This is a genomic window from Chryseobacterium sp. GP-SGM7 (assembly GCF_049166575.1).
Lineage (GTDB): Bacteria > Bacteroidota > Bacteroidia > Flavobacteriales > Weeksellaceae > Chryseobacterium.
Genome location: NZ_JBMHFF010000001.1, coordinates 44,034 through 62,712, shown reverse-complemented (window position 1 = coordinate 62,712; position 18,679 = coordinate 44,034). Strand labels below are relative to the sequence as shown.

Sequence of the window (18,679 nt, the reverse complement as noted above, 5' to 3'; positions counted from 1 at the left end):
CTTACCTATGATTCTGCAAAACCGTTTTTTAAGGCAAAAACGGCTAATCCGACTCTGGTTTTCAGATCAAATTTTTCACAAAGCTGGTCACGGTAACTTTCTACGGTTCTGGGGCTGCAACACATTTTTTCTGCAATTTCTTTATAGCTGAGTTCGGTAACTGTGTACGTTAAAAATTCTTTTTCTCTATCAGAAATTCTTACAGCTTTTTCATTTCCTTTTTCGCCGTTGATGTTGGAGAAAATGATTTTTGATGCCCAGTCGGGATAGAAAAAACCGTCACTGCTGAGTTTGGAAAGAGCCGTTTCTAAATCTTTTGGATGCGTATTTTTAAGCAAATAGCCTTTTGCTCCGTTTTTAATCATTTTAATCACACTGTTGTCATCGCCTTGCATACTCAGAGCCATTACTTTGATATTGGGATGATTTACTTTTAGCCAAAAAGCAGTTTCAAAACCGTCCATTAACGGCATACTGATATCAAGAAGGATAATGTCAGGAATTTTTTCTCCGTTTTCTAATTTCTCAATCAGATCTTTGCCATTTTCAGCCACATAAATTACCTCGAAGTCACCGAAATTTCCGATAATTCCTTCCAGTGCTTTTGCTATCAATAAATGGTCATCAACAATTACAATGGTATTTTTCATGGCTGTTTTTTTAATTTAATTTCAATGGAAGTTCCTTTGTTTTCATGGCTTTCAAGATTAAAAGCAGCTCCGATAATTTCGGCTCTGTTTTTCATGTTGGTAAGGCCGATTCCGCTGGAAAGAATTTTGTCAATGCCAAAACCAATTCCGTCATCAATAATTTTAAATTCCCAAAGATTTTCTTCGTTGGTATTTAAGGTAATCATAATATTTTCACATTGAGAATGCTTAAAACTGTTCTGAATAAACTCCTGAGTAATTCTCAGTAAAACATTTTTGTGAACGAAATCTAAGTCGAGATACTCGAAATTATGCTCAAAACTGATATTGCATTTCTTTAAAATATTGGCATTGTCTACTTCTTCCTGAATTAAAGTTACAATTTCTTTTTGGTTGATGTTGTCATCCGTCAAAGTTTTCGAAAGGCTTCTCAAATCATGCAGAGACTGATTAATAATCTGGGAAACCTGGTCGATTTTTTCAATTTCTCCCGCAATTTTATTTTCGTACAACAATTGTTGGGTATAAAGACTTGCTAAAGTTAATTTTTGACCAATATTATCATGCAGTTCGCGACCGATTTGCTGCATTGTGGCTTGCTGAATTTCCAGTTGGGTTGTTAATAATTCTCTTTGATGAATTTCATTTTTAAGCTGAATTTCGCTTAGATATTCTATTTTTCTCTGCTTATATTTTCGGATATAAATCATCACTGCGACAATAAACATCACAAAAAATAAGTTGAAAGTAATGATCGTTAAGAATAATTCTGTTTCCCCCATATAAATGAACTTGCAAATAAGAGATACATGATAATTCCTGATATCCAGAAATAATTTCGGTAAATTTCATAGATTTCCATATGTTCAAGGAGAGGAAAATAAAACGCCCAAAAAGGAAGTGTACCTATATAAAACAAAGTTACTCCAAGATTAATATAAAACATTCTGTTTTTGGAAAAATTAAGAATATTATCTGAATTAATCTGCTTATAATATTCCATAATTACCAAAAACATCAATAGAAAACTTCCAAATGTATAGTTAAATGAATAAATAACTTTGTTTTTTGTAAAATATAATTCATTAGGGATGAATGAAAGGAGATATAATGCTGTAAAAATGAAAAATAAATTTCTTTTATCTAATGATTTCCAGGCATAAAGCCAATAGAGTGTAATAAATTCTATTGGGATTACAAAATTATTGTAATAAGAAATTTTAGGAAATGGCAAGTAACCAAAACGGCTCAGCATTTCACTTATAAAAATAAAAATAAGATAATACGAAAAAAACTGATATTGTGTATTTTTTGTTTTTTTATATAAAAAAATGGAAGTCAGTGCTGCAATGCCTTCAGCAAAAACCATACTGTCAATTAGAAATTCCTGGAATGTCATTTAATTTAACTACAATTAATAAGATTCTACCTGTGATGCATTCGGCGGAACCAAACATCCGTGATTTTGAGCCATTGCCATTACCGGTTTTATTGCGGTTACTCCCAAAGCTCTTCCTTCTTCCTCAAAAGGATTAAAATCATAATTAAGACCAGCCTCTATTTTTGTCGGAATCATGACTAAAGTATGTCTTTTTCCATAATCGGAAGGTATTGGGTCTTGAGGCACTTCGGGATAAGCAGCGTAATAAAACCGAACTCCAAGATCTGCATCGGGAATATTTGGATCAATTAATTGTGCCTGTTCTTCAATGTTCTGAATAAAACTTTTCAGAGTGGGAAGATCAAACCAAATAGAGTGAGCATCATCAATTCCTAAATTTTCATTAATAAAACTCAGTTGATTGTCTCTGTAATTATCAACTAAACTTTGCACAAGTGTTGTGGGAAGTGTGCTTGGTACAGAGGAATGAGGTTTTCCTTTATTTTCGGTAGATTCACTTTTCATGTTAATAGGTTTTCAGTTAGTGTAACAAAGTTCTGAAAAAAATACTAAATCACGCTATCGTGTTTTTACCGTGAAAAAAACCGTGTATTTACGGATTGTGAAAAAGAAAAGGTGCTGCAGAAAATTCTGCGGCACCTCAACATAAAAATAATGTATATGAAAAAAACTACTTATTGTTCTGCAGGTCTGAAAACCAAACCTGTTTCCTCGAAATAATCAAGGGTAATTCTGTCGCCGTCATTCACGGTTCCAGCGAGGATTTCTCTAGATAATTTATTAAGAACTTCCTGCTGAATGACTCTTTTCAAAGGTCGTGCTCCGAAAACCGGGTCGTATCCTTTGTTGGTCAAATAATTCAAAGCATCTTGTGTTGCAGTCATAATGATATTTCGTTTTGCCAGCATATCATTGAAACCTCTCAACTGATACTGAACGATTTTCCCGATTTCTTTTTTTCTTAAAGGCTGGAACAAAACCGTTTCATCAATCCTATTCAGGAATTCCGGACGTAAAGTCTGTTTCAATAAATCAAAGACCTGAATTTTGGTTTTATCAACAATTTCATCCTGATTTTCCTCTGTAATATTCTCAAAATTCTCCTGAATAATATGCGAACCTAAATTCGAAGTCATAATGATAATCGAATTTTTGAAATTCACCACACGACCTTTATTATCCGTCAATCTTCCGTCGTCCAAAACCTGAAGCAATGTATTGAAAACATCAGGATGGGCTTTTTCAATTTCGTCTAAAAGCACCACTGAATAAGGTCTTCTTCGAACTGCCTCCGTTAATTGTCCACCTTCATCATACCCAACATATCCAGGAGGCGCACCAACCAATCTCGAAACCGAATGACGTTCCTGATACTCACTCATATCGATTCTGGTCATATTGTTTTCGTCATCAAATAAAAACTCTGCTAAAGCTTTTGCCAACTCGGTTTTTCCGACTCCGGTTGTTCCTAAAAACAGGAAACTTCCAATTGGTTTTTTATCATCGCTTAATCCCGCTCTGTTTCTTCTGATGGCGTTGGCAACTGCTTCGATGGCTTCTTCCTGACCAACTACTCTGTGATGAAGTTCAGTTTCAAGATGCAATAATTTTTCTCTTTCGGATTGTAAAAGTTTTGTCACAGGAATTCCTGTCCATTTTGCAATCACTTCAGAAATGTTTTCGGAAGTTACTTCTTCTTTAATCAATTCATTCTGATGGTTTTGCATTTCCAGTTCTAGTTTCTGCAAAGCATCTTCTTTCTCTTTTATTTTCCCGTACTGGATCTCAGCAACTTTTGCGTAATCTCCGGCTCTGGAAGCTCTTTCTGCTTCGAGTTTTAGAGATTCAATATCTTTTTTAATCTGGGTTAAATCTTCAGATTTTTGTTTTTCTTTCAGCCATTTTGCGTTGATTTCGTTTCTTTCTTCAGAAATTTTCGAAATATCTTCTTTTAAATGATCAATTTTGGTTTGATTTCCTTCTCTCGAAATTGCTGCCAATTCAATTTCCATCTGCATTAGTTTTCTGTCTAAGACATCCAGTTCTTCAGGTTTCGAATTGATTTCCATTCTTAGTTTTGCCGAAGCTTCATCAATCAAATCAATTGCTTTGTCCGGTAAAAACCGGTCTGAAATATATCGTTGAGACATTTCCACCGCCGCAATAATCGCTTCATCTTTAATTCTTACTTTATGATGCGCTTCATATTTATCTTTAATTCCTCGAAGGATTGAGATTGCCGATTCTGTATCCGGTTCTTCCACCATTACTTTCTGGAAACGTCTTTCTAATGCTTTATCTTTTTCAAAATATTTTTGATATTCATTTAAAGTTGTCGCACCAATCGCTCTTAATTCTCCTCTTGCCAAAGCAGGTTTCAAAATATTCGCAGCATCCATTGCGCCTTCGCCTCCTCCAGCTCCGACCAAAGTGTGGATTTCATCGATGAAAAGAATAATCTGTCCGTCAGATTTAATGACTTCATTCACAACTGATTTCAAACGCTCTTCAAACTCGCCTTTGTATTTTGCACCGGCAATCAAAGCGCCCATGTCTAAGGAATACAACGTTTTATCCTGCAAATTCTCAGGAACGTCACCATTAATAATTCTATGGGCAATTCCTTCAGCGATTGCTGTTTTACCAACTCCGGGTTCACCAATCAGAATCGGATTGTTTTTTGTTCTTCTTGAAAGAATCTGCAAAACTCTTCTGATTTCTTCATCACGACCGATTACAGGGTCGAGTTTCCCTTCTGCAGCCAGTTCGTTGAAGTTTTTAGCATATTTATTTAAAGACTGATAGGTTTCTTCTGAACTTGCAGAAGTTGCTTTCGAGCCTTTTCTTAATTCTTTAATTCCGCCTTCCAGAAGACTTTTAGTAACGCCCATATCTTTCAGCATTTTCGAAACCTCTGAACTGGTTTCTAATAATGAAAGCCATAAATGTTCAATCGTTACGAATTCATCGCCCATTTTTTTGGCAATGTTCGGAGCGTCTAGCAGAACTTTATTGGCTGAGTTTGAAAGGTAAATGTTTCCTCCCTGAACTTTTGGAAGTCTTTCTAGATTTTCACGGTTGCGCTCTCTCACCAAAGCGGCATCTGCTTCAGACTTCTTTAATAAAAAAGGCGAGATATTTTCATCAATCTGGAAAATTCCTTCCAAAAGGTGTTGAGGTTCTATTTGCTGGTTGCCAAATTCCATTGCGACTTGTTGCGCTGCTTGAATGGCTTCCTGTGATTTTACGGTATATTGATTTAGATTCATAATATTTATAGTTATTGGTTGATTGTATTTGGTTGATAGGTTTTAAAAAACATCAAGAAAGTGATTTTTTCGATTCAATCTGACTTCGCCAAAGCTTCGCTTTCTTAATGCTTTATCAATCATTTAATTCTGAAACCATTACCGCAAAAAGTATTCTATTGTGAAAAATTTTAAAATTCGAGACATTTTTTCCGAATTATTGAATTTTTCCGAATTTTGAAAAGACAAAATTTCCGGATTTAATAATTTCAAGTGAATTTTATGGGATAACAGTCAGTTCAGTAAAATTTAGAATTGAAAATCTAATGTAATCTTACGACTTCTTAAACAATATTTTAAATCATGCTATGAAAATCAATTTATTAAAATCAAAATAATTACTTTTGCCTTTTAACAGATGGAGCTAAAAGAAAAACAGATCAAAATACTCGAAGTTGCTGTAGAACTTTTCAAAGAGAAAGGTTATATGGGCAGTTCTGTGAGAGATTTGGCAACAAAACTTAATATTAAGGCGGCATCTTTGTATGCTCATATTCGTTCTAAGGAAGAAATTTTAGAATGGATTTGTTTTGGGGTTGCCAATGAGTTTTTTGAAGAGCTTCAGGAGGTGAAAAACACGAATGTTCCGGCTCAGGAAAAGCTCAATTTATTTATTGAAAAGCATCTTTCGGTTGTTCTGAAAAACCGTGATGTAACACATATTTACTCCAATGAATGGAAACATTTGGAAGTAAAATTGCCCGAGTTTGTAGAATTGAGAAAAAATTATCAACAGGAAGTTGAGCAATTGATTTCTGAAATTTATAATGCTGAAAACTGGGAACTGAAATCTCCCGCTTTTACAACCAGATTCATCCTTCATACACTTAATAATTCTTATTTCTGGTTTAAAAGAAATACAGAATCTACTTCTGAAATTACCGATGAAATCAGAGATAAAATCCTTTTTGGGCTTTTAGGAAATCCAAAATAATCTTAGGAACTTTTCAAACTGATTTCAAACTCTTAAAACATTAGTCACATAAGAGTTTTATTATCTAGATGCTTTCAAAGAACACATTAGTTTTGAAAATCTTTGATTTTCTCTTATATATTCTGAAATATTTTCAAAGATTTAAAAGAAACTGATATGACTAATGTTTCAAAATCTTTGTTGTTTCAAGAATCATCCGTTCTTACCAAACATCAACGTTTTTGAATTTTCATTAGTCTAATTTTGTCTCATAAATATCAAAAATATGGAATTAGGAATAGGAATGTTTGGCGACTTGGATTTCGACCAAAACACCGGAAAATATAAAGATGCAGGAATAAAAATCCGTGAAATTATTGATCAGGTAAAACTGATGGATGAAGTTGGAATCGATGTTTTTGCAATGGGCGAACATCACCGTCCGGATTATGCAGTTTCATCACCCGAGATGGTTTTGGCAGCAGCGGCAAGTGTTACGAAAAACATCAAATTAGCGAGTGGAGTTACGGTTTTAAGTTCTTCAGAACCCGTAAAAGTATATGAAGATTTTTCAACATTGGATTTGATTTCCGATGGTCGGGCAGAAATTTTTGTCGGGCGTGGAAGTTTTATAGAATCTTTTCCTTTGTATGGGTATTCGCTGAATGATTATGAACAGCTTTTTGACGAAAAATTGGAATTATTACTAAAAATAAATTCTGAGGAAAACGTTTCCTGGACTGGAGAGTTGCGTGCTCCCATGCAAAATCAAACCGTTTATCCAAGAGCGAAAAATAATGGAAAAATACCAATTTGGAGAGCAGTAGGCGGAACTCCCCAATCTGTTTTAAGTGCTGCAAAATTGGGAATGCCTCTTGTGGTTGCAATTATCGGTGGAATGCCGATTCAGTTCAAAAATTTAATTGAGTTTTACAAGCAGGAATATCTGAATGCAGGTCATACAGAATCTGAAATGCAGATTGCAATTCACTCGCATACTTTTGTAAGTGACAACCAAAATGTTGTAAACGGATATTTTAATAATTATAAATCTCAGATGGACAGAATCGGGAAATCCAGAGGTTGGGCACCTTATACAAAATCGCAGTATGAAGGAGGACGAAGCGAAGACGGAGCATTATTTATTGGTGATGTGAATGAGGTTTCCGATAAAATAAATTACATGAAAGAAATTTTCGGAATCACGAGATTTATTGGTCATATGGATGTCGGAGCGCCGGAAAATGATGTGATGATGAAGTCTATTGAGTTGTTTGGTGAAAAAGTTGCACCACAAGTAAGATAAAAACCAAATTCCGCTGAAAAATATTTTTCAGCGGAATTTTTTTCAAAAACTATTTATGAATTATTAACTGGTCCGTAATAAGCAATGGAAACTTGCTGATGAAAAGCAAACATGAAAGTTTCAAAACCTTCTTTGCCATCCGTGTTTTTACTTAAAAGATATTTGTTGTCGATAATGTCGATTAAAAGCAATTCGGGAGTATAAAATGTAAGTCCGATTTTATGTTTTGAAGAATCTTCAATATTTGAACTGATTACATCAAGCTTAAAGTTTGCGACTGGAAAAAAGGTATTTCCCAACACATCCGGAAGACTTTTGATTTCTCCTTTTAATTGTGAAACGTAATTTACAACTGCTGAACTCAGCAGAAAAGGGATTTTTTCTGCATGGGGATTTTTCGCCAAAAGCTCCCAGTAATTTTTTACAGGATTTTCTTTATCATCAAAAACCTGATGCTGAATTTTATATTCAAAATAAGTATCTTCAAAAATATATTTATCCCAAATCATTTCAGAATTCCGGTCTATTACGATTCGGAAGGCGAGTTTTATTTTTGCTTTCATTATTTCTAAATTTAAAAAAAGACAGGGCAGTATTCTAATTCTGCCCTGATCCTAAACAAAATTAATATGAAAATATCCCATACTTCAAAAAAGTATTAAGTGTATTTAGTTCACTAAAACTTTCAGGTCTTCATTAAATGTTCCCTGTGAGTTTTCAATAGTAATTTTTGCAATATACATTCCTGATTTTAGTTGATTTCTGCTCATTTTTATTTCCTGTTTTCCTGAAGAAAGTTTTTGCTTGTTAATCACTGTTGCCAGTTTTCTTCCGCTGATGTCAAACAATTCAATGTTAACCGTTGATTTTTCATTTAAAATAATCGGAAAAACAGTTTCTTCTCTGAATGGATTGGGATAATTTTGATCCACTTTAAAATTTTTGTGATTTGAAGTTTCTTGTGTTCCAAGACTTGAGATTCCTGCAACAAAAATAGTATGTGTTAAAATATAACCAGCCGATAAAGAACCGGTCACAGTACTCATTTCATTACTAGTTCCGTCTGAAAACACATTATCCGTAGCGTTATATGTGTAACCCGTCATTCCTTTGGTGTAACCGTAAGAGGCTCCGTTGACATTCACATTGTAAACCGCACTTGTAGTTCCTTCCGGAAATGCAATCTGAGTCACCAAAAGTGAAGTTCCGTCTGGTTTATAAATATGCACATGAATATGCGTTGCCCGACTTTGATACCAACCCGGAAAAATACTCGTAAAACTGACCAGTCCGTTTGCATCAGTTGTTTGTCTTCCACGAAGAAAATGATTATTGGTATAATTGGCTTGCTGCATAGATGTTCCGCCGTATTCGGAATAATTTCCGTCTTTGTCACAATGCCAAACATCGACTAAAACACCTTGATAAGCTTCACAATTTCCGTTGGTATTTTTGATGTAAATATTCATCGTAAAAGCAACGCCGGTTCTGTCACCCACAATATTGGTCTGAACCAAGCTTGATGGAGTGTGTGTAGGAAATGGCCCTTCCGTTTCTGAATTGGTGACACTACAAGACAAAACATTTTTTGATGAAGTTTTGATGCTTTTTTCGTCTGGAATTATTTCTGAACGAAGCAAACCTGGAGCAGCAACAACAATTCCTGCTAAACCCAAAGAATTTTTTAAAAAGTTTTTTCTATCCATATTTTCTAATTTTTAAAGTTTAAATCTCAAAGAAAATGATAAGCGCATTTTCGCTCAATGCCTCAAATTCTAAAGTTTGAATATCTTTCAATACTATAGAATCTCTGGTTTCAAGAAGTCTGTTCTGAAATTCAAAAGCTCCGTTGATGACCATTCCGAAAATTGCTTTTTCAGGATGATAAATAGGATGAATTTCTTCTTTTCTACCTTCGTAAAGTCCGATAAAGTTTGGTAATTCCAATTTTTTTGAAATCGGAAAAAGTGTATTTTGTTTTTCGATAGTAAGTTCTTCAATGAAAAATGCATTTTCTGGCTGCGAAGATTTCATTTCAATAATTAAAATGTCGGTTTTCTCGTCATTCAGATAATTTTTGATTTTAACTGTTGAACTTTCTTTTGATTTTAAAGTAAAAACTTCTTCTGAAGAAATTACTTTTCTGAAACGATTCAGCTGAATTTCTCCGTAAAGCGTTAAAATAATTACAGTTGAATTTTCTTTTGATTGAAATTCAAAACTGCCGTTTTCATCTAAAACAATTTCGGTTACCGATTGTAAATTACCTGTATTGTTTTCGCCAGTAATAATTTCATTAATCGCAGATCTGCCTTCTTTTTTCCAGAATGCAAAATCAGATTTAAATATTTGAGAAGGAGTTTGTACCAACATAATCTGAAGAATTAAAATTAAAAAGGCGGTAAATGATTACTTCTGCACCATCAATTTCATTATCATTTACCGCTAAAAAACTAATAACCATTTTTTAAGCCGAAACTTTTATGGTGTGAGACAATGCGAAACCTCCGCTTACGCTTCCTGAAATACTGGACATTTCGTTGGAAGTTCCGTCACTGAAAACATTATCATTCGAATTGTAGGTATAACCGCTCATTCCTTTGTAACCTGTACTTGCTGCAACCAGGTTTACTGCGCTGTCGCTTCCTTCAGGAAAAGCAATCTGAGTTACCAATAATGACTGTCCCGCAGAATTATAAATATGAACGTGAATGTGAGTGGCTCTTCCGCTGTACCAACCCGGGAAAATTGATGTGAAATTTACTTTTCCATTAGAATCTGTTGTCTGTCTTCCTCTTAAAAAATGTACGGAAGTGTAATTGGCCGACTGCATTCCTGTTCCGCCATATTCTGAGTAATTTCCGTCTTTGTCGCAATGCCAAATATCTACAATTGCACCTTGTAAACTGGCACAACCTGCGTTTACATTCTGAACGGTAATCGCAATCGTAAAAGGAACTCCGGTTCTGTCGCTTACAATATTGGTCTGAACCAAACTTGACGGCGTTTTTGTGGGAAACGGACCTTCAGTTTCAGAGTTTGTTACTGCACAAGCTGTAGAAATAGAATTATCAATAACTCCCGTTGTAGAATCGTCGTCGTCATCTTTTCTGCAATGCGTCAAAATAGGTGCTGCCAAAGCGGTTACGCCTGCTAAACCTAAGCTTTTTAAAAAATCTTTTCTGTTAATTGTCTTCATCCTTTCTCATTTTTCTTACATCAAATGTATTGTCAAAAAAAAAGATTGAGAAATTTATGAGGTAAACAGAAAAAATGTGTCGGTGAAAATGAATTTTGTGGAAAAAGACAACTTTCATAGCCCAGATTGAACGGCGTGTCTGAGCTCTTTTTGTGGTTGCTGAGCTTGTCGAAGCAACTACAAAAAAGCGAGTAGTGAAAGCTGGAAAAAGCTCCTGGAAAACTACTTATTCAAAATCTTCATCACTTCATCTTTATATGTTTCCCCAATCGGGATAATAAATTCAGCGATATGAATATTCTTATTAACAATAATTTTAATATCACGCACAGGAACAATAAAAGAGCGATGAACACGGATAAAATCTTTATCAGACAGTTTTTCCATAATACTTTTCATGGAAGAGCGTGCCGTAATTTTTGCAGAATCTTTCAAATGAATCTGAATATAATCATCCAAACCTTCAATCAGCAGAATGTCATTGAAATTAATTTTATGAAGCTTGTAATCTGCACGAATCGAAAGATGTTTGGCTTCGGTATTTTCAGAACTGTTTTTTACTTTTTCTATCGCAGTTTTAAATCTTTCAAATGAAAAAGGTTTCAGGAGATAATCAATGGCATTGACGCTAAAAGCATCAACCGCATATTCCGAATAAGCAGTTGTGAAAATAACTTTGGTATTTTGTGAAATGTTTTTGTAGAAATCTAAACCATTTTTTGCGGGCATTTCGATGTCGAGAAAAATTAGGTCAACGGGAAACTTGTTGAGATATTTCTGAGCATCACTTTGCTTATTGAAAACTTTTTCTAAAGTTAAATTTTCAATTTTTTCAGCATAATTTTCAATAATTCTGAGTGCAAGAATTTCGTCGTCCAAAGCAATAGCCCTAATCATATTTTGCTGATTTTAGATTAAATTTATTTTTAAATCCACCTCATATTCTTGGTCATTTTCACTGATCGTGATCGAATGTTTTTCAGGATAAACCTGATTCAGATGCTCAAAAGTGTTTTTTAAACCAACTTTAAGACTATTTTCTTCATTCACATTCGGATTGACAATTTTATTGTAGACCACAAAATTTAAAACATCTTCCTGCACAATAATTTTTACGGATATTTTCGAATTTTCTTCGGCATTAAAACCATATTTAAAAGCATTTTCAATAAAATTAATTAAAATGAATGGTGCAATTTTCAGGTTTTTCAAATCTCCGATTTCGGTATAGTTAAAATCAAGACTGCTGTCTGTTCGAACCAATTGTAGCGCAATATAATCTTTAATGTACTCGATTTCCTTACTTAAATCTACAAAATCTTTACTGCTTTCCTGAACCACATATCGCATTACATTGGAAAGTTTTAAAATTCCATTCGGTGCATCGTCAGATTTTAACAATGCCAAAGAATAGATAGAATTCAGGATATTAAAAAGAAAATGGGGTTGTAGCTGATATTTTAAATTTAATAGTTCTGCTTTTGCTTTGGATCGTTCAAGTTCCTTTTTTTCGTTGTTTCTGAAAATAAACAGCGATGAAAGAAAGGAAAATAAAAACGGCAAAACGGAAGAAAATATCATTAAACTGTATGAACTCTCATTTTGCGGACCAAATTTTGGGAATGGTTGCTTTCCATCCGTCGTTGGAGGAAGTCTATTTCCTGAAGGCATCGGATTTCCCATTTCCATTGGTGGCGGATTTTTTGAGAAAGAATTACCGGAAGTCAGAAGATAAGGAAGTGCAACCATCAATCCGAAACTTATAATGCTGCAAATTGTAAAGAGTAAAAATCTTTTTTTGCTGTAAAATTTTGGAAGAAAAAGATTCAGATTAAGATAAAAGAAAATAATTACCAGAACAAACCGTATAAATTCTCTCTGAAACGGTGAAACCCTGAAAACCGATAAGGTTCTGTCAAAATCCGGCGATGAAACGATCGGAATCGATAGCAACAAAGGAATCAGAATGATATGTGGAATGATTTTTTTCATGGAATTTATGGCGTTGAGAACTTATTTTTATACTCATTCAAAAGCTCTGCAAGTTTTTGTGCAGACATTCCGTAAGTATCAGGAAAAGCACCTGTTTTTGATTTCATTTTGGAATTTTCCAGAAGTTTTGGATCGATATCGAAAACCACCATTTTATTAATGAAAATATATTTCGTTCTGAAACGATTTACAGCTTGCCAAGGAATAAATGTAATTCTGAAAAGATTTTTCATCTCGATTCCTCTTTCATCGATTTTGAGATAAGAGGCATTTGGAAGCTGGTTAATAATGAAAATAATCAGTCCGATTCCAAAGAAAACAATGTTTAGCATGGCAATCAGCATATTTTTTTCTAATAACAGAATTCCTAAAACAATAAAAGCGATGCTTATCAGAATAAGAATTAGGCTCTTTATTTTCGAAGGTTTTAAAAGCAGGGGTGAATTTTGCATGATGGTTTTATGATTCAAAAATAAAAAAATAGAATGGAATTCTAAATAACAAACCTTCAAGGTTTCAAAAACCTTGAAGGTTTCCTTTACACAATCTCAATCAAACTTCCTCTTTCCTCATCCTTCGTAATGTTCAGTGATACCGGAATTTTCTCTTTCAATTCTTCAACGTGAGAAATAATTCCAACAATTCTGTTCTCTTTCTGAAGATTCATCAGCGTTTCGAATACTACATTTACAGATTCTAAATCCTGAGTTCCGAAACCTTCATCGATGAAAAAGAAATTTTTATCCGACTGTGCATTTGTCTGTACACTTTCTGCCAAAGCCAGCGCAAGACTCAGAGAAACCTGAAAAGCCTGTCCTCCGGAAAGGGTTTTTACACTTCGGCTTCGGCCTTCATTCAGATAGTCAATGATTTCAAAATCGTTGTTTTCGTTCAGCTGTAAACTCAGTTGATTTCTCGTCATTTTGTGGAAACGTACATTCGCATGATCACACAACTGTCGCAAATAGATGGACGAAATATAACGTACAAAACCCGCTCCGTTAAAAAGATTTTGCATAATCGCAAGATTCTCACGGCGCTTCTGAACTTTCGCCAAATCAAGCAGAAGATTTTCTTTTTTCTTAAATTCTTTTTCCAGTCTTCCAATTTCTGAACTGATTTTTACAACAGAATCATTGGCTAATTTTAAATCATTTTCAAATATTTTGAACTTATTTTCAATGGCTGAAAACTCTTCTTCGTTAAATGAAAACTCTTTCAGTTTATTTTCCAGTTCAAAAATGCTGTTTTTCAATGTTTCAAACTGAATTCTGAATTGTTGAATCTGATTTCTTATCTCCTGAACATTGATTTCCTGAACAAGAATTTGCCGGATTTCTTCTAAAGCATTGAATTTCTGTTCTCTTAAAGCATTTTCTAAAGAAGTTTTATTTTCTGAAATCTCTTTTTCAAGTTCGGAAATTCGTTTTTCTAACTGAATAACAATCGTTTTTTGTTCGGCCAGTTTTGGTGAAAGTTCTTTCTCTTCTTTGATTAACTTATTATAATTTTCTTCCGTTTCAAGATTTGATTTTGAAAGTTTGGTGTAAATTTCATCAACTTCAACAGCCATTTTTTCTTTGTAATCAATCCAACTTAAAACTTTTAAATTGGCTTCGTTGGTTTTGATTTGCTCCTCTTTTTTCGCTTCATCCAGCCTGAATTTTTCTAAAGCTTTGTTGTAGCTGTCGAGATTTACTCTTTCCTTTTCAAGATTTTTTTGTTCCAGAGAAATTTGTTGATTTAGTTCATCAATCTGTTTTTCGATGGAGAAAGATTGCTGTCGTTTTTCCTCGAAATCAGTTTGGTTTTCTGCGTTAAATTCAGTCCAGATAAAGTTTTTTAAATGTTCGGCAATTTGAGTTTGAATCTGTTTTAAAATTTCCTCTTCAGATATCAGCTGTTCCTCAAAAATTTTTTTCCGGTCAAGAATTTTTTCGATCTCCAAAGATTGTTTTTGAGTATTTTCTTTTTGAATTTCAAGTTGCTCAATCTGTTTCTGAATATCATTTAATTCTGAATTTACATCATCAAATTCCACAATATTCGGATGTTCCAAAGCGCCACAAAGCGGACAGGATTCGCCGTCGTGCAATTCGTTTGCGAAATGCACCAGTTTCTGCTGAACTTCAAGCTGATTTCGTTTATCCGAAAGTGTTTTCTTTTGTTTTTCTAAAGTTTCAATCTGAATTTTAAAATCATTTTTAAATGTTTCTGAACTAATTTTAAAAGGCTTTAAATCCTCTGAAATTCTTATAATTTCATTCTTTTTTACATCTGTTTTTTCAGTTTGATTCTGTAAGCTTTCCTGTAATTTTTTCTTATCTGAAAACCAATTTCCAATATTTAACAATAAGCTGGAATCTAATTTTTTGGGTTTCAAATGTTCTGCATTTTTCGAAAGCTCGTCAATCTTCTGTTGAATTAGTTTCTGATTGGCTTCCACTTCTTTTACTTTCTCCGAACCTTTTTTGGTTCTCTCTTTCAAAGTTTCTATTTCCTCAGAAAATTTCAGCATTTGCAAAATAAAATTCAAATCATTCTCCTGAATTTTAGATTGACTTAAAGCTTCATGTCTTGGCTGAATTGCTAATAATTTCTTCCTGTTATTATCAAACTGAACTTCGGTTTCCTGTAAGATTTTAAACTGATGTTCTTTATTTTTTTGTTGATTATCATGTTCTTTTCCAAGTTTGTTTTTCTCCGAAATTAAAGGCGTAAAAACCCTGAAAACACGGTCGAAAATTTCAGTTTTTGTTTCTAATACATCAAAATCCGCTTTTTGTTGTGTCAGTTTTTCAAAATCTGATTTTTTCTGACTTAAAAGCTCAAAATCATCTTTCAGAGTTTTCAGTTTAACATATTTTTCTTCTGTTTCTCTGAAAATTTTCTGTACATCTTCAAACTTTTTCTGCTCTGTTTTTAGATATTCTTTCTGAACTGAAATCTGCTCTTCGTTTACTTCTTCAAAACCTTTCAGCTGGCCTTCCAACTGATCGAGTTCGCTTTTGTTTTTCGAATTTAACACCGAAACATTTTGCTGCAAATCAAAACGCTGAAGATTGAAAATCTCCTTCATCATATTCGTCCGTTCCGTCGCTCCGAGTTCCAGAAACTCTTTAAACTGACCTTGCGGAATAATGATCGTCCTCTTAAAATTGGCATAACTTAAACCAATGATTTTTTCTGCATTTGAATGTTCCAAAGGAATCCAATTGTCATTTTTCCACTCATAAAAAGTGACATTTGGTGTTTTTACATCTTCAAAATTTTTAGAATTCCGTTTAAATTCTCTTACCGCACGGAACTTTTTATTTTCATAATTAATAAAATCAAATTCGATCAGTGATTTGTTTGATTTTAAATTCATCATATTATAAGTTCTTTTATCCCGTGCATTCAGCCTTTCAGTTTCGCCGTACAGCGCAAAAGAAATTGCTTCCAGAATAGAAGATTTTCCCGAACCGACCGATCCGAAAATCCCGAATAGTCCCGCTTCTGTAAGATTTTCAAAATCGATTTTCTGGCGTTCCTGATAAGAATACAGACCTTCTAAAGTTAATTGAATTGGAATCATAAGTATTTGTTTTTAATTTCAAATGTGTAATTAAAATTATAAATGTCCGCAAATTATAATAAGTTAGCTTTCAACAGTTTGTTTGTCATTCCGTAGGAATCTCAACACACTGAAAATAAAGTAGTTTAGGTTCCTGCGGAATGACAAAGTGACTGGCTGATTCTAGCTTTACAATTAAAACGCATATTCACTTTAAAATTAACTGTTTGATAATATTTTAATTAAACTATTTTTCGGAAACGATTTCATTAAAAAGATTAATCAAATCTTCATTTGCTTCCTGACCGCCGTTTTTAGATTTAAAATAATCTTTAAACAAAGCCTGAATATCCTGATTGAGATTAATTTCACTCAGATTATTTTCGCTCATTTCCTGATTTTTTATCTTCGGAATCAGGTGTACAATTCCGTTATGCGATTGATATAAACGTTTTCTTTCGTCAGCGGTTAAAAAGGTTTCACTTTCTAAAGTCAGTTCAACCAATGTATTGGGATTTTCATTAAGCCATTCTATCGTATTTTCGATGGAATCAAATATTTTTCTGACTAATTTTTTACCGTTTTGTAAAGCAATTTTATCAAACGAAACTTTTTGATTGGGTTTAATATCAATAACCGAAACATATTTTGTCTGTCCGGCTTCACTAAAGCTGTAACAAAGCGGAGAAGACGAATAAATTACAGGTTTTTCATGCGTTCCGATATTCTGAAAGCTGTGTAAATGTCCCAAAGCTGTGTACTGAATTTGCGTCGGAATAATCTCGGAAAAAACCAAATCTGCATTCCCAATTTTGATTGGTTTTTCGCCGTCGGGTTCTTCCAGAAGCTGCTCACCTTTTTTGTTCATATACAAATGCGTCATCAAAAGATTGACTCCGTTTTCATCACAGAATTCATCGGCAGATTTCTTCCAGCTTTCGGCTAAAACTTTATTCAGTTCAGATTCTTTATTTTCTCCCAAATATTCTTTGAGACGAACTTCATTAGCATACGGCGTGTGAAGAATTCTGATGGGAAACGGATAATTTTTAATTTCCAGCTCAATAAAACCTTCTGCAGATTTTGAAATTTTAAAATGTTCCAGTTCAAAAGGATGAACGGTAGCTTTCGGATGACCGATTAAAATAATTCCGCATTCGCGGGCTAAAGGATCGGGTGCATCAATGAAATTTGGTGAATCATGATTTCCCGAGATGGCAATAACGGGGCGTTTTCCGTTTAAAGATAAACGTTTTAAAGTTTTATAAAAAAGTTCCACTGCTTCCACACCCGGATTGAATGTATCAAAAAGATCTCCGGCAATCAAAACCAAATCAACATTCTGTTCGTCAGCAATTTCAACAATTTCGCTCATTACCAAAACCTGCTCTTCTAACCGTGAAAATCGGTCGAGACGTTTCCCTAAATGCCAATCAGCTGTGTGTAGGATTTTCATGATTTTTGATCTTCGTTTTCTTTTTCTGCGGCTAATTTAGCTTTCGTGTTTTCACGCATTTCCTTCAGACGATTCTTCCTTTTCAGCTCAGCTTCCTGAATTTTACGCTTCTTATTGGCTATTATTTTATTGTATGTTTTTTTATTGGTATCTGTATTTCTACTCATCGCTACTTTATTTTTGGCCAGGTTTGTATTGCAATTGGTTTAGCTAAATTAATCTATTCCTGAGAGAAAACTTTGTTTCAGATAAATTTTAAATATTTCATTCTACAGTTAAATTAAAAATTGGCGAACTGGATTTAGAGTAAAAAAAGAATTGCATTTTGTTTAAAACAATCCTGTTTGTAACAAAATGCTGTTGTAGTTGGTTTGTTTCAAAGTTGTTTGTAACCGAATGCAAAATACTTTTGTTTAAAACAACCTTGTTTGTGACAAAATGCAGTCGCAGTTTGTTTGTTTCAAGGTTGTTTGTAACCAAATGCAAAATACTTTTATTTAAAACAACCTTGTTTGTGACAAAATGCAATTTTATGATGTCAAACCTCATAGGTTTATAAAACCTATGAGGTTTAGGTTTTACAGAAAATGAATTCTTACCTTTACAAAATCATGGAACAACAATCAAAAGATCCTTTGCACGGAAAACGTCTGGATGCCATTCTTGAAGAGCTGGTAGAATATTATCAGGGTTTTGGCGAATTGGGAAAACAGATTAATATCAAATGTTTTACGGATAATCCGAGTATCAGTTCGTCTCTTAAGTTTTTGCGGAAAACAGATTGGGCAAGAGCGAAAGTTGAGAGTCTGTATCTGTATGTTTTGAGACAGAAGAAAAAAGAAGCAAGAAACCGGAAAGAGTAGGATCGGGGTTACTTTAGCTTGATATTGATGATAT

General features: G+C 33.8%; 18 protein-coding genes. 3 read left to right on the top strand and 15 right to left on the bottom strand.

What is annotated here, in order from left to right:
* Nucleotides 1–5 precede the first annotated feature (5 nt).
* The 5 genes from ACOOWA_RS00315 to clpB all read right to left on the bottom strand — a co-directional run bounded on the left by ACOOWA_RS00315 (nt 6) and on the right by clpB (nt 5,321).
* On the bottom strand, nt 6–650 hold the full coding sequence (locus ACOOWA_RS00315; RefSeq protein ID WP_421372365.1) for a response regulator: 645 nt from the start codon (nt 648–650) through the stop codon (nt 6–8).
* On the bottom strand, nt 647–1,432 hold the full coding sequence (locus ACOOWA_RS00310) for a sensor histidine kinase (RefSeq protein ID WP_421372363.1): 786 nt from the start codon (nt 1,430–1,432) through the stop codon (nt 647–649). Before ACOOWA_RS00310 ends, ACOOWA_RS00315 begins: the two co-directional genes overlap by 4 nt.
* The gene (locus ACOOWA_RS00305; RefSeq protein WP_421372360.1) at nt 1,408–2,049 is read right to left on the bottom strand and encodes a hypothetical protein; all 642 of its coding nucleotides are present in this window, start codon (nt 2,047–2,049) and stop codon (nt 1,408–1,410) included. Before ACOOWA_RS00305 ends, ACOOWA_RS00310 begins: the two co-directional genes overlap by 25 nt.
* A 15-nt stretch (nt 2,050–2,064) precedes the next feature.
* A complete protein-coding gene (locus ACOOWA_RS00300) occupies nt 2,065–2,556 on the bottom strand; it encodes a hypothetical protein (RefSeq protein ID WP_421372358.1) in 492 nt (163 codons plus the stop codon).
* Between the two features lie 170 nt (nt 2,557–2,726).
* Complete coding sequence (clpB, locus tag ACOOWA_RS00295; protein ID WP_421372356.1) at nt 2,727–5,321, bottom strand: ATP-dependent chaperone ClpB; 2,595 nt, start codon at nt 5,319–5,321, stop codon at nt 2,727–2,729.
* Between the two features lie 397 nt (nt 5,322–5,718).
* Here clpB and ACOOWA_RS00290 point away from each other — a divergent pair, with 397 nt between their 5' ends.
* Both ACOOWA_RS00290 and ACOOWA_RS00285 read left to right on the top strand, forming a co-directional pair.
* Complete coding sequence (locus ACOOWA_RS00290; RefSeq protein ID WP_421372354.1) at nt 5,719–6,294, top strand: TetR/AcrR family transcriptional regulator; 576 nt, start codon at nt 5,719–5,721, stop codon at nt 6,292–6,294.
* A 265-nt stretch (nt 6,295–6,559) separates the two neighbouring features.
* Nucleotides 6,560–7,579: an LLM class flavin-dependent oxidoreductase gene (locus ACOOWA_RS00285; RefSeq protein ID WP_421372352.1), complete on the top strand. Its 1,020-nt coding sequence runs from the start codon at nt 6,560–6,562 to the stop codon at nt 7,577–7,579.
* Between the two features lie 53 nt (nt 7,580–7,632).
* Here ACOOWA_RS00285 and ACOOWA_RS00280 read toward each other — a convergent pair whose 3' ends face one another.
* The 10 genes from ACOOWA_RS00280 to ACOOWA_RS00235 all read right to left on the bottom strand — a co-directional run bounded on the left by ACOOWA_RS00280 (nt 7,633) and on the right by ACOOWA_RS00235 (nt 17,949).
* Entirely contained in the window at nt 7,633–8,142 is a 510-nt protein-coding gene (locus ACOOWA_RS00280) for a hypothetical protein (RefSeq protein WP_421372350.1), read from the bottom strand.
* Nucleotides 8,143–8,247: 105 nt separating this feature from the next.
* A complete protein-coding gene (locus ACOOWA_RS00275) occupies nt 8,248–9,285 on the bottom strand; it encodes a T9SS type A sorting domain-containing protein (protein ID WP_421372347.1) in 1,038 nt (345 codons plus the stop codon).
* 19 nt (nt 9,286–9,304) lie between these two features.
* Complete coding sequence (locus tag ACOOWA_RS00270) at nt 9,305–9,952, bottom strand: hypothetical protein (RefSeq protein ID WP_421372346.1); 648 nt, start codon at nt 9,950–9,952, stop codon at nt 9,305–9,307.
* Nucleotides 9,953–10,046: 94 nt separating this feature from the next.
* Entirely contained in the window at nt 10,047–10,778 is a 732-nt protein-coding gene (locus ACOOWA_RS00265) for an intradiol ring-cleavage dioxygenase (RefSeq protein ID WP_421372344.1), read from the bottom strand.
* A gap of 222 nt (nt 10,779–11,000) precedes the next feature.
* Nucleotides 11,001–11,675 (bottom strand): LytR/AlgR family response regulator transcription factor, encoded by a 675-nt coding sequence (locus ACOOWA_RS00260; protein WP_421372341.1) that lies wholly within the window; start codon nt 11,673–11,675, stop codon nt 11,001–11,003.
* 12 nt (nt 11,676–11,687) lie between these two features.
* A complete protein-coding gene (locus ACOOWA_RS00255; RefSeq protein ID WP_421372338.1) occupies nt 11,688–12,770 on the bottom strand; it encodes a sensor histidine kinase in 1,083 nt (360 codons plus the stop codon).
* A 5-nt stretch (nt 12,771–12,775) separates the two neighbouring features.
* Entirely contained in the window at nt 12,776–13,222 is a 447-nt protein-coding gene (locus ACOOWA_RS00250) for an STM3941 family protein (protein WP_421372336.1), read from the bottom strand.
* An 86-nt stretch (nt 13,223–13,308) separates the two neighbouring features.
* Entirely contained in the window at nt 13,309–16,347 is a 3,039-nt protein-coding gene (locus tag ACOOWA_RS00245; protein WP_421372333.1) for an AAA family ATPase, read from the bottom strand.
* A gap of 226 nt (nt 16,348–16,573) precedes the next feature.
* On the bottom strand, nt 16,574–17,782 hold the full coding sequence (locus ACOOWA_RS00240) for a metallophosphoesterase family protein (RefSeq protein WP_421372331.1): 1,209 nt from the start codon (nt 17,780–17,782) through the stop codon (nt 16,574–16,576).
* Nucleotides 17,779–17,949 carry a hypothetical protein gene (locus ACOOWA_RS00235; protein WP_421372329.1) on the bottom strand — a complete coding sequence of 57 codons (171 nt, stop codon included), beginning with the start codon at nt 17,947–17,949 and terminating at the stop codon, nt 17,779–17,781. Before ACOOWA_RS00235 ends, ACOOWA_RS00240 begins: the two co-directional genes overlap by 4 nt.
* A 444-nt stretch (nt 17,950–18,393) precedes the next feature.
* On the opposite strand from ACOOWA_RS00235, the gene ACOOWA_RS00230 reads away from it, so the two are divergent.
* The gene (locus ACOOWA_RS00230) at nt 18,394–18,645 is read left to right on the top strand and encodes a VF530 family DNA-binding protein (RefSeq protein WP_421372327.1); all 252 of its coding nucleotides are present in this window, start codon (nt 18,394–18,396) and stop codon (nt 18,643–18,645) included.
* The last annotated feature ends 34 nt before the right edge of the window (nt 18,646–18,679 follow it).